Source organism: Saliterribacillus persicus, from assembly GCF_003337485.1.
Lineage (GTDB): Bacteria > Bacillota > Bacilli > Bacillales > Amphibacillaceae > Saliterribacillus > Saliterribacillus persicus.
Genome location: NZ_QPJJ01000018.1, coordinates 1 through 14263, shown reverse-complemented (window position 1 = coordinate 14263; position 14263 = coordinate 1). Strand labels below are relative to the sequence as shown.

17 protein-coding genes are annotated in these 14263 nt (G+C 37.7%); 3 read left to right on the top strand and 14 right to left on the bottom strand.

Annotation, left to right across the window (positions count from 1 at the left end):
• Positions 1–42: 42 nt before the first annotated feature.
• The 4 genes from DFR57_RS16090 to DFR57_RS16075 all read right to left on the bottom strand — a co-directional run bounded on the left by DFR57_RS16090 (position 43) and on the right by DFR57_RS16075 (position 4983).
• On the bottom strand, positions 43–1395 hold the full coding sequence (locus DFR57_RS16090; RefSeq protein ID WP_114354244.1) for an extracellular solute-binding protein: 1353 nt from the start codon (positions 1393–1395) through the stop codon (positions 43–45).
• A gap of 225 nt (positions 1396–1620) precedes the next feature.
• Positions 1621–2643, bottom strand: coding sequence for a LacI family DNA-binding transcriptional regulator (locus DFR57_RS16085; protein ID WP_114354243.1), 1023 nt, complete (start codon positions 2641–2643; stop codon positions 1621–1623).
• A gap of 196 nt (positions 2644–2839) precedes the next feature.
• Positions 2840–3217: a penicillinase repressor BlaI gene (gene blaI / locus DFR57_RS16080; protein WP_114354242.1), complete on the bottom strand. Its 378-nt coding sequence runs from the start codon at positions 3215–3217 to the stop codon at positions 2840–2842.
• 44 nt (positions 3218–3261) lie between these two features.
• Entirely contained in the window at positions 3262–4983 is a 1722-nt protein-coding gene (locus DFR57_RS16075) for a BlaR1 family beta-lactam sensor/signal transducer (protein ID WP_245937503.1), read from the bottom strand.
• A 406-nt stretch (positions 4984–5389) separates the two neighbouring features.
• Between DFR57_RS16075 and bla the strand changes: the two genes are divergently transcribed.
• Positions 5390–6283 (top strand): class A beta-lactamase, encoded by an 894-nt coding sequence (bla, locus tag DFR57_RS16070; RefSeq protein WP_114354240.1) that lies wholly within the window; start codon positions 5390–5392, stop codon positions 6281–6283.
• Between the two features lie 219 nt (positions 6284–6502).
• On the opposite strand, the gene DFR57_RS16065 is transcribed toward bla, so the two are convergent.
• Together DFR57_RS16065 and DFR57_RS16060 are read right to left on the bottom strand one after the other, a co-directional pair.
• A complete protein-coding gene (locus DFR57_RS16065; RefSeq protein WP_114354239.1) occupies positions 6503–7474 on the bottom strand; it encodes an aldo/keto reductase in 972 nt (323 codons plus the stop codon).
• Positions 7475–7548: 74 nt separating this feature from the next.
• Complete coding sequence (locus tag DFR57_RS16060; RefSeq protein ID WP_114354238.1) at positions 7549–8301, bottom strand: SDR family oxidoreductase; 753 nt, start codon at positions 8299–8301, stop codon at positions 7549–7551.
• A gap of 150 nt (positions 8302–8451) precedes the next feature.
• On the opposite strand from DFR57_RS16060, the gene DFR57_RS16055 reads away from it, so the two are divergent.
• The gene (locus DFR57_RS16055; protein WP_114354237.1) at positions 8452–8904 is read left to right on the top strand and encodes a MarR family winged helix-turn-helix transcriptional regulator; all 453 of its coding nucleotides are present in this window, start codon (positions 8452–8454) and stop codon (positions 8902–8904) included.
• A gap of 141 nt (positions 8905–9045) precedes the next feature.
• Here DFR57_RS16055 and DFR57_RS16050 read toward each other — a convergent pair whose 3' ends face one another.
• The 7 genes from DFR57_RS16050 to DFR57_RS16025 all read right to left on the bottom strand — a co-directional run bounded on the left by DFR57_RS16050 (position 9046) and on the right by DFR57_RS16025 (position 13245).
• The gene (locus DFR57_RS16050) at positions 9046–9570 is read right to left on the bottom strand and encodes a TraB/GumN family protein (RefSeq protein ID WP_170133012.1); all 525 of its coding nucleotides are present in this window, start codon (positions 9568–9570) and stop codon (positions 9046–9048) included.
• Positions 9571–9712: 142 nt separating this feature from the next.
• The gene (locus DFR57_RS16045) at positions 9713–10201 is read right to left on the bottom strand and encodes a hypothetical protein (protein WP_114354235.1); all 489 of its coding nucleotides are present in this window, start codon (positions 10199–10201) and stop codon (positions 9713–9715) included.
• Between the two features lie 591 nt (positions 10202–10792).
• Positions 10793–11023 (bottom strand): DUF1232 domain-containing protein, encoded by a 231-nt coding sequence (locus tag DFR57_RS16040; RefSeq protein ID WP_245937496.1) that lies wholly within the window; start codon positions 11021–11023, stop codon positions 10793–10795.
• A 255-nt stretch (positions 11024–11278) separates the two neighbouring features.
• The gene (locus DFR57_RS16035; protein WP_281270510.1) at positions 11279–11608 is read right to left on the bottom strand and encodes a class I SAM-dependent methyltransferase; all 330 of its coding nucleotides are present in this window, start codon (positions 11606–11608) and stop codon (positions 11279–11281) included.
• An 11-nt stretch (positions 11609–11619) separates the two neighbouring features.
• A complete protein-coding gene (locus DFR57_RS18605) occupies positions 11620–11859 on the bottom strand; it encodes a class I SAM-dependent methyltransferase (protein WP_281270509.1) in 240 nt (79 codons plus the stop codon).
• A 45-nt stretch (positions 11860–11904) separates the two neighbouring features.
• Entirely contained in the window at positions 11905–12807 is a 903-nt protein-coding gene (locus DFR57_RS16030) for an NAD(P)/FAD-dependent oxidoreductase (protein ID WP_114354233.1), read from the bottom strand.
• A gap of 33 nt (positions 12808–12840) precedes the next feature.
• Positions 12841–13245 (bottom strand): Rrf2 family transcriptional regulator, encoded by a 405-nt coding sequence (locus tag DFR57_RS16025; RefSeq protein ID WP_114354232.1) that lies wholly within the window; start codon positions 13243–13245, stop codon positions 12841–12843.
• A 178-nt stretch (positions 13246–13423) separates the two neighbouring features.
• On the opposite strand from DFR57_RS16025, the gene DFR57_RS16020 reads away from it, so the two are divergent.
• Positions 13424–13861, top strand: a complete 438-nt coding sequence (locus DFR57_RS16020; protein WP_114354231.1) for a cell wall hydrolase — start codon at positions 13424–13426, stop codon at positions 13859–13861.
• 187 nt (positions 13862–14048) lie between these two features.
• Here DFR57_RS16020 and DFR57_RS16015 read toward each other — a convergent pair whose 3' ends face one another.
• The gene (locus DFR57_RS16015) at positions 14049–14204 is read right to left on the bottom strand and encodes a hypothetical protein (RefSeq protein ID WP_245937495.1); all 156 of its coding nucleotides are present in this window, start codon (positions 14202–14204) and stop codon (positions 14049–14051) included.
• Positions 14205–14263: the final 59 nt, after the last annotated feature.

The window sequence follows — 14263 nt, the reverse complement described above, 5'->3', positions numbered from 1 at the left end:
TGAGAAAAGGATAGGAATTTAACCTATCCTTTTTTTCATTGCTTAATTTACAATACCTTCAATCACTTCTTTAGCTTCATCTAAAGCATCTTGAGCAGTCATCTGCCCTCCTAGTACTTTTTGTACCGCTGGAATTAGAGCTTCACTTTCAATTTCTTGCCATTTATCTGTGGATGGACGATTTTGCGTTTGTTCACCGTTCAATGTGGTAGCTAATGGTGTTAAATGAGAGTATTTTTCTTCTTGTCCGTACTCTTCAAAAACAGATTGTCTTGCCGCTACGCCTAATGCATCTGCATATAATTCATTTTTTCCATACATAAACTCTAGATACTCTTTAGCTATATCTTTTTTAGTTGATGAAGATGGAATTACCTGATACCAAGGCCCAGGCACAACTCCAATCCCTGCCTCACCTGAAATCATTGGAGCAGCGCCAACATTACCGGCCACACCGGACGTATCTGGATCATTTGCTGGAACATAGAAGTGACCCCAAGCTAACATCATTGCTAAGTTTCCATTGTAAAATAATTCTGCCGTTTCAGCGGAAGCTGTTTCCAATGTATTTTCAGGGACGGATCCCTCAGCTGAAACTAACTCATTCAACATATCTAATGCAGCTACATGATATTGGTCATTAACAACTACTTCTCCACTACCATTCAATACCAAATTATCTGCCCCAGCTTGTGCTACGTGATCTAACCAGCTTGCTACTGAATCACCTGAACTTGCACCGAAAACAGTTGTTCCATAAAGATCTGGGTGATCTTCATTATTGCCAAAAAAGCTTGCAACATCTTGATATTGTTGCCAATCTTCCGGTGGTGCTAACTCATAACCGAATTCCGCTTCAAATTTACTTTTATTGTTTTCGTCTTCAAAAAGATCTGTTCTATATAATAAAATTTTCGAGTTAGTCCATGTTGGCAGTCCATATACGTTTTCTTCAATCGTTGCCCCATCAATTAAACCTGGGAATAAATCCTCGCTTATTTCGTCCGTTACAATATCCTGGATAGGTTCTAAACCTTTGTATAGCGCAGGGAGCCAAATGGTATCAATTGTAGCAACATCAAAAGCACCTGCACCTGTTGTTAATTCTGTTCTCATGCGGTCATAAACACCTGTATAAGGTACAGATTCAATAACCACTTCATAACCAGTTTCTTCTTTAAAAGAATCACTGGTTTCTTTGGCAACTGTTTCTGCAGGGCTGCCCCCTTCAACTAGTACCGTTAACGTTTTATCACCGTCATTTTCTTCTGCCGCTTCACTATCATTATTCTCACCGTCAACGCCTTCATTGGAATCATTGCTATCGCCACCACACGCTGCTAACAACACTGCAATAAATAATAAACTAATTAAAAATAATAATTTCTTCTTCATATAATTGACCTCCTAAATATATTTTTAATTGAATTAACCGGAATCCTATAATTTAGTTATTCGATCGACAAATCTGTGCACAACATCTTTTCGCCAACCAACAATACCTTTAATTTCATCCTCCCTCAAATTTCATTTAATATTTATATAAAAAGACAAAATGCCTCTTATATACTTTTAGTTAATCGATTACGTAATCGATTAAAAAATAGAGTAAAAAAATTTTTAAATGGATTTTCTTACTTTCAGTTCGGCTTTCAATTTAATATGATTCGCCTTTTTTTTGTTTTTATTATTTATACGATCTAAAATACATTCGGCAGCCTTAAATCCGATATCAAATGCTGGTTGGTTTACTACGGATAATGGAGGTGTAGTGATTTTAGTCCAATCGTAGTTATCATACCCAATCACAGCAATATCATTTGGCATTTGCAACCCGTTATCTTGAATACATTTAACCGAACCCATGGTCATTATATTATTCGCTATAAATAAGGCGTCAATTTTCTTAGCAATAAGCTTCTCTGTTAGTTCATAACCTGACTCGAACGAAGAGCGTCCTAATTCAACAAATGTGTCGTTGAACTGTATATGATTATCTTTCAGTGCTTTTTTGTAGCCATCAAACCTCTCATTTGTAGTTGTAATTCCTAACTCAGAACTGATAAAACCAATTTTCTTATAACCAGATGCCACTAATTTTGTCACACCGTCATAGGTGCCTTGAAAGTTATCAACCAATACAAAATCACCATCATAATTTATCGGTAATCTGTCTATCATCACAAGCGGAAATTGATTATCTAACACTTCCTGAATATGGTTGAAATCATCATTCGTTGGTGCCAATATTAAACCATCTACTAATTGTGTATTGAACATTTTGATTCGTTTTATTTCTTCTTGCATATCTTCTTTCGAGTTACTTAAAATCAAGTTATAGCCTTTACTATTTAGATTTGCCTCTATTCCTTCTGCAATTGACATAAAAAATGATTTAGATGTATCATCTTTTTTTACAGGAATTAAAAAGCCGATTGTATTGGTCTTTGTACTTCTTAAGCTTCTAGCAGCAGAATTAGGACGATAATCTAATTCTTTCATTACTTCTACAACTCTTTCAGCAACTTCTTTAGAGACATACCTTGTTCCATTAATGACATGTGATACCGTTGCCGTGGAAACGTTTGCTTTTTCAGCCACATCTTTAATCCTTATATTTTTCTTTGCGTTAACGCTTGCCATATACTCACTTCCAACACTTTTATTGTAATCGTTTACGTAATCGATTAACTGAATTATAATATCTTTTCTTTTTATAGTCAATACTTTTTCTAGTATTTATTTCCCTCTATTTCATTCATTAAAAAAAGGATGCCTTCACAAAAAAAGGAATGCGGTAGCTGCACTCCCTGTGAAAGCATAAGAACCTCACTTGGTTCTAATCGCTTCTTTTGTCGAGTATTTTTTTTAGTTCTTTGATTTCATCTTTGGTTAGGTCTTCGTCTTCAATAAATTGGACGATGAGTGATTTAGAGATACCGCCGTATATACGGTTGATAAAGGATCTGGTTTCAGCACGTTGGCATTCGTACTCAGAGTATAGAGGTATAAACGTGTAAATGCGCTTTTCTTTGTTTACCGAAATGACTTGTTTATGGTTTAGCCGGTCAAGCAGCGTACGGATTGTTTTCGGCTTCCAATCCTCATATTCCTTTAAAGCGTTGCAGACCTCGTTAGCCGTTAGGGGCGACTGTTTCCAGAGAACTTTCATCACTTCCCATTCCGCTTCAGTAATTTTTGGCATTTCTTTTGACATTTTAATACCCCCTCAACAATTAACACATATTCGAACATTTCATCTTAATACAATCCTTTACTTTCCAATATCGACATGGTGATTTGTGCAGCTTTACTGCCGTTATCAGTATCAATGTTTGTAGCGAAAAACCAAGTGTCCTGATTGGTTTCAACAAACCCAATGAACCATCCATTCACAATTTCACCATTGACTACACCTGTTCCCGTCTTGCCATACAGTCTTGCGTTCCTTTTTTCCTCAAGCGCGATAGCTGATTTCACAGTTTCGATGTTAACGGGGTCAAAATTCTGTTCGTTTGTATAGAAGCTGCGCAGTAAACTAACCTGTTCTACTGGAGAGATTTTTAAGGAAGACTCAAGCCAATACTGTCCGGCCCCACCTGAGAGATTCTTATTTCCGTAATTAAGCTGCTCCAGATATGCTGCAAGCTTATCTTTTTCCATTCTACCGTCGAGTATCTGAAAGTACCAGTTAACGGAATGTTCCATTGCGGTATAAAGAGTCTGATCTCTGTCCCACTCTTTATAGTCATTTGGTTTTCCATCCCACTTAAAAGATGAAGTATTAGGTGTGATGGCTTTCTCTTCCAGACCCATCAGAGCAATGTAAATTTTATAAGTCGAGTCAGGTGACACTCTCAATCTGCTCTTCCGCTGATTATAGATGTGGTATCGTTTATCCTTCAGACTTGTGAGGACAAAGGTTCCTTCTTCTTTGTCAAAATAGGTGCTTAAGTCCTCCGTGATAATTTTCTGATTATTAATATCATAATAATCCTCATCCGTGTAGGCAAGTGTAAAAAAAGGGATTTGGATAGAAAGAAAAAGCGTCGTAGTAATAAAGAGTGTGATGCTTTTCATAAGTATGAGACGGGAATTTCTACGGAAAGATGCTATATGAGTGATCCGTTTCTTTATTTGTTTTTTTGAACCTGTCAGCTGATTCGTTACTGTGAAAAAATCAGGATGCTGTTCGTAACAGGAAAGAATAGTGTGGCCATACCCTTTATAAGAATCAGGATCGAGAGAATGAAGAACTGCGTCGTCACAAGCTAACTCCCGGTCCACCCGCATCTCCCTGAATGCTAACCAGATGAATGGGTTGAACCAATATAGAATCTGATAGAAAAGAAAGAGGTAGTTTCCTCTCGTGTGATGGCTTTTTTCATGCTGAAGTTCATGAAGCATCACATATCTTAACTCTTTCAAGGTCATACGCCGCTCTATTCCCTCAGGTATCAGTATGGTGATCCTGAAGAATCCGACGATCATCGGTGAGCGAATACGAGATGAGACTAATATTGAAACATTTTTCTTAATACCGAGATCAATTTTGCATGTTTCAAAAAGGGAATTTATATCTGTATTGCTTACACTCTTTGCTGTCTTTATAATTCTGTGCAATTTTAAATGAGATCGGATAAAGAAAAAACTGAAAACAATGATGCCTGCTACCCAGATTAAAAGAAAAATTATATTAAGATTTGAATAGTCGAACTGATTGACTGAAATAGCAAACTCTTGTGTCCAATTGCCATCAAAATCAGCATTAGTTTGGGCTATCTCATTAGGTGCAAATGATACGGGAGGCCTTGTGCCCAGGTTTGCATGATTGCTAAATGAAATCCATTCTTTAGGTATAAACGGAAGGGTAAGTGCAGCGATCAGTAAAAACCATAGATGATAGCGCCAGTTGGGAGACAGACGAAAACGCCGTACAAAAAAGATTACGGCAATAGTGAGAGTCGATAGCAAGAATGTCATTAACATTTGAGGTAAGATCAGCATACTTCCCCTCCTTTATGAGGTAATCTTTTCAGTCTGTCAATATAAGATATTGACAGATAATTTCTGTAAATGCGAAAGAGTTTTGTATATCATTCAGTAAATATTAATAATTCGAGAGAAAATCAAACGCTTACTAATATATGAAGAACAAAAATATTAATCGATTGTAGTTCATGCAAAGTTAATTCTAGCATACCCTTTTTTAGTTTTGAAGAAAATACAATGCATATCGAACTGAAAGGAAAATTTTCCAATATAGTAAAATTAAAACTTAAAAAGCAATTGACACAACAAGATTACAAACGTAGTATTAGATTACAAGTGTAATCAGTATGCTGGATTACGCGGAAATTTATTAATATTTATTAAGTGAGGGATTAGTATGAGGTATTTTTCGATGAAAAAGTTCGCAACTACAGTGATGTTGGGCGCTTTGCTTCTTGCAGGTTGTTCAAGTACTCAAAATGAACTAGATTCAAATGAAGAAGTGGAAACAAGCTCCGGTTTTGAAGAGCTTGAAAAGGAGTATGATGCAAAACTAGGAGTGTATGCATTTAATACAGGTAACAATCAATCGATTTCCTACCGTGCGGATGAACGATTTGGCTATACATCTACACACAAAGCTTTAGCTGTAGGAGCACTTCTAAAGAAAAAATCGAGCGATGACCTTGATGAAAAAATTAATTTTACCGAGGAAGATTTAGTCAATTATAACCCCGTAACTGAGAAGTATGTTGATACTGGAATGACTTTAAAAGAGTTAAGTGATGCATCTCTTCGTTACAGTGATAATACGGCCGGGAATCTTATTCTTGAAGCTATCGGAGGACCTAAGGGATTCAAGGATGTTCTAAGAGAAATAGGTGACGATGTGACCGAACCAGCTCGTATTGAGCCAGAGCTTAACAATGTAGAGCCTGGAGAAACGAAAGATACAAGTACGCCTAAAGCACTTGCTGAAAGCCTCCAAGCTTTCACACTCGGTGATGTTCTATCTGAGGAGAAGCAGAAACTTCTTAATGACTGGTTGAAACGAAACACCACCGGCGATAACCTAATACGAGAAGGTGTACCAGAAGGGTGGATAGTTGGCGATAAAACCGGCGCCGGCCCATATGGTACTCGAAATGACATCGCTGTGATTTGGCCGCCAGATGATTCTCCAATCGTTCTTGCTATACTCTCTCGTCGTGAAAAAGCTGATGCTGAGTACGACGATGAACTAATTGCCAAAGCTACAAAAGTCGCCATTAATCAATTGCAGGAAAAGTAAAACATAAGGTTGTGTTGCTATGATCTGCAAACAGACCATTAAAGAGGGATTGGCCGGGCTGCTCCACAGACTAAGTATTGTGATGGTGTTCTATATGATCGCGCTTCAAAGCTTATAAGGAGTTGCGTCATAACTTGTAAAACTGAGTTTCATGATGCCAGTCAGTTATTAAAAATAGTGCGAACACATTTTATGTATTCGCACTAACTCAGTTTTGTATTATACCAGTGGATGGGGTATATAAAGTTCTTCTAAGCTATTAATCTCTTCAGATGTTAATTTGACTGATAATGCTGAAACTGCATCCTCGATATGGGTGACCTTGGTAGCGCCAATAATTGGTGAGGTGACCCCTTCTTTTTGTAACAACCAGGCAAGTGCCACCTGTGCGCGTGGAATGCCTCGATTATCCGCAACCTCTGCTACTCTTTCCGCCACTTTACGATCGTATTCTTCTGTCTTGATAAATAGATTCTTGGCCACTTGGTCAATTTCTGATCGTGAAGTCTGTTCATTCCAATCTCGGGTTAATCGACCTGCAGCAAAAGGTAAATATGGCGTCACGCCAACGCCATCATCTTTACAGAAAGGTAGCATTTCTCTTTCTTCTTCACGATAAAGTAAATTAAGTCTATTCTCCATAGAAATAAAACGGGTCAACCCTTTTTGTTCTGCTACGTGTTGAGCTTTTGCGAACTGCCAAGCTGACATGGATGAGGCACCGATATATCTTACTTTTCCTAACTTAACAAGATCATGTAGTGCTTCCATTGTCTCTTCAATCGGTGTGTTGGGATCCCATCTATGAATTTGATATAAATCGATGTAGTCTGTGCCCAAACGTTTTAGACTATTATCAACTTCCGTCATGATCACTTTACGGGAAAGCCCCATTGCATTTGGACCTTTACGCATTGGAACAAATACCTTTGTTGCAATGACAACTTCGTCGCGTCGGGCGTTATCTTTTAATGCCCGGCCAAGAATTTCTTCACTGGTGCCGTCAGAGTACATATTAGCAGAACTGAAAAAATTTATTCCTGAATCAAGAGCTTTTTTTATGATAGGTCTGCTATTTTTTTCGTTTAGTGACCATGGCGTATTACCTCTTTCAGGTATTCCGAAGCTCATGGTTCCAAGACATAATTGTGAAACATCCAGACCAGATTTTCCAAGTTTTTTATACTCCAATTAAAATTCACTCCTTCTGTAATAGTTAATGTACGGAGGGTTCTCCTTATTTTATCAGCGAGAAACTCCCATCATCACCAAGGAAGTTGACGTCTCTCATTCGAAAAAGTGCCTGTAGGACCATTCTCATCGAGCAGTGCAAGCTTCACCGGATGACGTGCTGCCTGTTGAACAGTGCCTGTTCCTTCAAAGTTGTTGAGGTCAGTTGCAGTGAAGCCCGGGCACACTGCATTAACCTTAATCCCTGTTGATTCAAGTTCAATAGCAAAAGCAAGGGTAATAGCATTGAGAGCAGTCTTTGAAGGGCTATAAACTGCACCGAACATTTCACGATGTGTATTGCTCGGTGCAGCGCTGAGTGCTAGCGATCCTGCACCACTAGATATATTTACAATGCGTGCAGCAGGAGCTCTACGAAGCAGGGGTAGCATTGCCTGTGTGACAGCAATGACACCAAATACGTTCGTCTCAAAAACCGTGCGAACCTCTTCGATAGATGCAACACTTGGCCTCCCTGATTTACCTACCTCTTCAAGCTTTCTTCCAGTCTCCCCCGCGTGCGATATACCCGCATTGTTGATAAGGACGTCGAGACGACCTAGCTCGCTACGGATACGCTCTGCCGCGGCATCGATAGAATGCTGATCCGTAACGTCAAGCTGAATAGCTCGAGCGTCTTCCCCAACACTAATGGCCGCTTCTTTTCCTTTCTCTAGATTTCGAGATCCAACAAGGACAGTGAATCCGTGTATTGCAAGATCTTTTGAGATTTGAAAGCCAATTCCTTTATTGGCCCCAGTAACCAAAGCAACGGGTTTTTTATGCATGGTTAACTCTCCTTTTTTACATGTAGCAATTTTTTTCGCAAATGAGAAATCTTCTTTAACGTATCCCTACATTTATTTAGGTTGACACATCAACCTTAAAGTAATTCTACCACCTTGCAGTTGACACGTCAACTTTGGTATACTTCATTTATGGAAAAAAAAATGATAAGTGAAGAAGAAATGCAACTATGGCATAGATGGAAAGGCTCTTATAAGAATATTTTTGGTAGCGTAGTAAAAGACATGTCGGAGAAAACTGGCCTATCAGAGGGAGACTTTGGTATATTAGATCGGTTGGATCTTTATGGAAAGGGTAAACTTCGCCAACAAGAATTAGCAGACTTGATGGATTGGACAAAGAGTCGATTATCTCATCATTTAACGAGGATGGAAAAACGTGGACTTGTTTTAAGGGAACCAATAGAAACTGAAAGAGGAGTTCAGGTCATCATTACTTCGGTGGGAAAATCGATATTAGATGACGCTCGCCCTGTCGTTTCATTGGCAATACGTGAGCATTTTTTAAATTTATTAACAGAAAAAGACATTGAGTCGATTACTAGTCTGGCAGAAAAAACAAAAACAAAGTCTTCATCAACTTGAGACCCCAACCACTCTAATTACGCTGATGTGCTTAGATGTTAGGTAATTAAAAGCTTATCTTCCTAAATTGGAAGATAAGCTTTTTCTAGTAGGGACCCTACTACTTGAGTAATAATATCCGAATGGAGTAGTTCAATCCTTTTAATAAATTCGTTCGATTTTATACCCTTTCTCTTCAAGCTCACTTGGTACACTTGGATCAATCACAACATGAGCTGAACCGATGATAACAAAGTAGGTCTGCCCATCATCCCTTTGTAGGATTTCATCAAGCTTGTTCGCCATATTGACGTTACGGTTATCATTTAGTTTTTGTTGATACTCTGCATCAAAACTTCCAAGACCTTCTGATAGCTGATCCACAAGACCATCCGTATCATTATGAATCCAACTATATCCCAACTGGTTTAATGAACTTCCAATATCCTCAAATCCCTCTATTGTACCTTCCAACATTTGAACTTGCGTTTCCATACTATAGCCACTTAACACGTCATATTGCATTTCAATGGTTTCTAATTCAATGATTTCTTTATTGTCCTCTAATGAACATTTGAGAAAATATAAATCAACGCCATATTCTGGTGCCAACTCGCTTCCTTGATTACCCAATTCGTTTAATATAGTTCCTATAAACCACGGCTGAAACTCATCATAATCCTCCAACGTTATTTCTTTTCAAATATATCTGAGAGAATGAAGCAATTAAACAGAGAAATAGGAGCTTATGGAGGAAAAGGGTTATCTTACCGCAGCCACTCAAACCCCTAAAAACTCGTTGTAAAAGAGAAGTGAACAGCTGGAGCGATTATAATGTATTCACAATATAATACGTAAAAATTTCATACGCATATAGTAAGGACAGAATCAACAAAATCACACGCAACATCCACTGGATATAATTATTTTTGTGCTTTATATATCTATAAAGCAGCCAATACCAAATAAGAAGTAGCATAATGGGGGTACCAAGAAATATCCATGACGGAGCTGTTTCTGTAGATGCTGGAGTTAAAGTTGTTAGAAATAGACTATATACTGTCAGAATCCCTGATAGAAAGATACTGATAAACGTCCAATTCTTTCTCGCGGAAATCAACTGTATCTTATCTGGATTTGTACTAAGCATTCGCCAAGTGTAATCACAGAGCCACAAGACACTAAAAATAAAAGGAATAAGTAAAACAAATGTATTAATATGGCCCGCAAATCCTGCACCAAGCAATACGAAAAATGATAGGACAGAAAGGAAAAAAAGTGCAATGAAATAACCTACATGAAAAAGTGCTACCTTCATATTAACCACCTTCCTCTTTGGCTCAAAATCCCTCTAGTTCAACAATAACATAATATTCCATTTATTTTGGCGAAAAATAGGTCCTCTATGTGCTATACGATTTTCTCCTCATTAAGTTTAAAATCACAAAAGCTTATCTTGTTTGATATGAGTATAGGGATGCTTATGGCTGGAAGTGTCATTCTAAGTATTCAATTTGGCACTTTAATCGATACCGTGTATGTCCTCCGTCAACCATTCGCAAGGCAGTATAAATAGCATTGTTATTATGAACCAGTTCTAATAGATGTGACATTGCTTATAGATAGTAACAAATCTCAAGCATTTGAAGAGGCACTATATGTCTAAGTTCTTATCACAAATTCCAAATTAGCAAAACCTGTCTTATTGCTAAATCTTTATGGTAAAAGCCTCAGTTGTACTTTTACTATAGTCCAATAAGATTTTTCTTTCCTATAGTGAAATAAAGTCTGTTACCGAAAATTTCGGAAATGGACTCATAATATCATTATTATCTACCTAGTTTATTATCAAATTCAGTTGTATCTACATTCTCGCCGAATAAATCTTTTAGTTTACATTTTAATTCCATCACCTACATATAAAACTATTTGAATTAAAGCGAATAATATAATCAACATATCCTACAGCAACTGCAAAGTAGGGTATAACATCCAGAGGTAAAATAAAATAGCCTAAAGCCCCACCAATGGAAGACTTTTTTTGCTTAATGAAACAGGAGATGTATTGCGGCGCATCGTTATGTTCGTTTGAGGATTTAAAAAAGGAGATTAAAAAATAGATGGATTCTAATAATATCAAATGAATAAGAATAAAATTGGCAGGTGTGAGTCCGCCTCAATATCGGATTCACACCTGCCAATCGCCTACGAGGTGCACTCTTTTCGCCCACAATAGGTTGATACTGTGTTTTTCTAAACATAAAGACCATCTTTTCTAATACATTTGGGTTAAAATAGTTTTCCTTTAGTGCCATTCCTATAGATACTATATAGGAAATTCAATTAAACACTTTATAGACACTTAATATCTTTAATTAAACAAAAAATTAATCGGTTAATCCGTCTTCTGCGCAATGAGCATGTATAGAGATTTCGCTGGGAAGTATTTTTCTGTTACCTTGAATCCCGCTTCTTTCATTTCCTGCTCCATTTTTTCCAGCGTAATTCTTGGTGCCTTCTCAGAACTTCCTTTTGCTTCAAGTTCCAAACAGATTAGATAGCCTTTATTTTTTAGTGTATATTTCATTTGCTGTAACAGTGGTGTCAGCGGCTGAATTTCATGTAGAACCAGAGAAGCAATGACAATATCGATTGAGCCATCAGGTAAAGGAAGTGCCTCTATACTTCCCTGTATCGGAACAATATTCGTGACTTGCCTCTCCAATGCTTTCTCATTTATTTTTTCCAATTTTCCAACATGGCGGCGTCGATATCCAACGCGTACACATTGCCCTTAGTTTTTTCCGCCATAGGTATGGTAAAATAACCTGTTCCAGCACCAAAGTCTAAGACGTTGTCTGTTTCTTTTAGAGGAATCATGTTTAGTAGCTGTTCTGGGGAGAATTCTTTTCTTCGTTCGGGACTTTCTAAATAGGAAACTTTCCCTTTACTGTGCTTACAATGTGAGTGATCCATATAGATCCTCCTTTTTTAAGTAGCTATTTAGGCGTGCCGTTTCTCCTAGTTAAACTTTTCTTCTATCAGTGCTGCATTTACAGCCATGGCAGCCATACTCCCTTCCCCCGCAGCAATAATTAGTTGGGAGGGACCGGCAATTCGCGTATCTCCGCAAGCAAATACACCTTCCATATTCGTGCGTTTGAAGCTGTCAGTTTCAATCCCTCCCTGCTCGTTTAATGTATATTCGAGTGAAGAATCAAAAGAAGCGGCCTGTTTCCATTCCGCCGTAATAAAACCTCCCTCACGGAGCACTTCTGTTTCATCCTCAAATCGTATTTTACTCAGCATTCCCTCTTCGCCTATCAAAGCAGCGATCTTCTTTTCATTAATGCTGATGTCTTTGCTTTTGAGCAACTCTTGTTCTTCGGGTGAAAGTAATTTACTTCCGTTTGTAAAAATAATTAAATCGTTCGTCCAGTTGGATACCATTTTCGCCATATGAAATGCCTTTTCATCATCTGTGATCACTGCCAGCGGACGATCTCTTAATTCCCACCCATCACAGAAAGGACAGCTGAACAGGCTCTTGCCATAGAACTCCTTTACCCTTGGTATATCAGGAAGCACTTCCTTAAAACCGGTTGCGAGAATAATCTTTTTCGCACTATATACTCTCCCATTCTCTGTCTCCACCTGGAAGACGTTGTTTTCTTTAGTAATACGATGCACCCGTTGCTTTTCGGTCCTTACATCCGGGTACCTGTTTAATTCATCCTGGGCAACCCTTTTGAATTCTTGCGGATGTATGCCATCCCTTGTGATAAATCCATGAGACTCAGAAGTCACCGCATTTCTCGGTTTATTGTCATCAAAAAGTATAGTTTTACGCCTTGACCTTCCAAGTACTAATGCAGCATTCAGTCCGGCGGGGCCTCCGCCAATCACAGCGCAGTCTAATATCAAATTGTTCACTCCTTTAAATTTAAATTTAGCTTTTTAATCTTTTTGTTTGGATCCTGCCTCTTTGGCAATATCAATCAATAGCTTTGATTCTAGTTCATTTTTCATATTTTCCTCTGCTTGCGTCATGACATTCTCAATCAAGCAGCCTTCATGATGAATAGAGCAGTCAAATAAACTAGTATCTCCTTCAGTCGCGTTAATAACATCCAAAAAGGTTATTTCATCTTTTCTTCTAGATATTTTATAGCCTCCCTTCGCACCAGGTGTCGACTCAATTAAACCAGCTTTCGTAAGTTTGGTTAATATCTTAGATAGATAAGTCGGGGAAAGATTCTGCATTTCTGCTAACTCCTGCACTCCCATCGAACTCCCCCCAGGCTGTAACATTAAATGAACTATTGTATGCAGGGCATAGTTTGTCGCGTTTGAATATCTCATTCCTAACCTCCTTATATAAAAAGATATTATAGACACTTTATGTCTTTAATTGAAATGAGTTTATCATGTGTTCGTTAGGAAGTCAACTTGAGTGTTTTTAAACACCGACTAGACAAAATTACGAAAAGCTAACATTTCTAAAAGATTCTTTCATACAATTATTATAGAGGTGATAATCATGGGAAGAGTGCAATATAACAGCAATGATATTGATTTAATAGCAAGAATGATAAGAGCAGAAGCTGAAGGAGAAGGAAAACTAGGGATGCTTATGGTTGGGAATACCATTGTAAATCGAGCAGTAGCTGATTGTTTAGATTTTAGGGATGTCAGGTCCATACGTGATGTGATTTTTCAAACTCAAGGTGGAAATTATTCTTTTGAAGCAGTACAAAAAGGTAATTTATTTTACAATCCAGCAAGAGATTTAGAAAGGGATTTAGCGAGAAAACTTGTAAAATATTGGAGACAACATCCTTCTAAGTATTCGCTTTGGTACTTTAATCCTTATGGTCCATGTCCTCCAACGTGGTACGGTCAACCATTCACCGGCCAATATAAACAGCATTGTTATTATGAACCAGTGGCTAACACATGTGATAGTGCTTATAGATAATAACAACTATCTTATGCATTTATACGGCTCCCAATAAGTTAAAGTTTTAAATTATACAGCTGGTTGTGATTCGTTTAATTCTCCTTGTATCTACCCTCTAATAAATCGATAAAGTTCTTACCAAAAATTCAAAAAAAAATAAAGTCTGTTTCCTAAAACCTTGGGAAACAGACTCATCATATCCTTATTATCTACCTAGTTTATTATCAATCTCCGTTGTATCTATATTCTCGCCGAATAAATCTTTTAGTTTATTTTTAGCTTTCACTTTAATTTCATCATCCACATATAAAGCTACTTGAATTAATGTATATGGTAATTTAAAAGTGAGCCACCATAGCAATTGAAAACTGAGCCACTTTTGATAGAAAATAACCCTAATGACATATTAGGGGGAAGTAT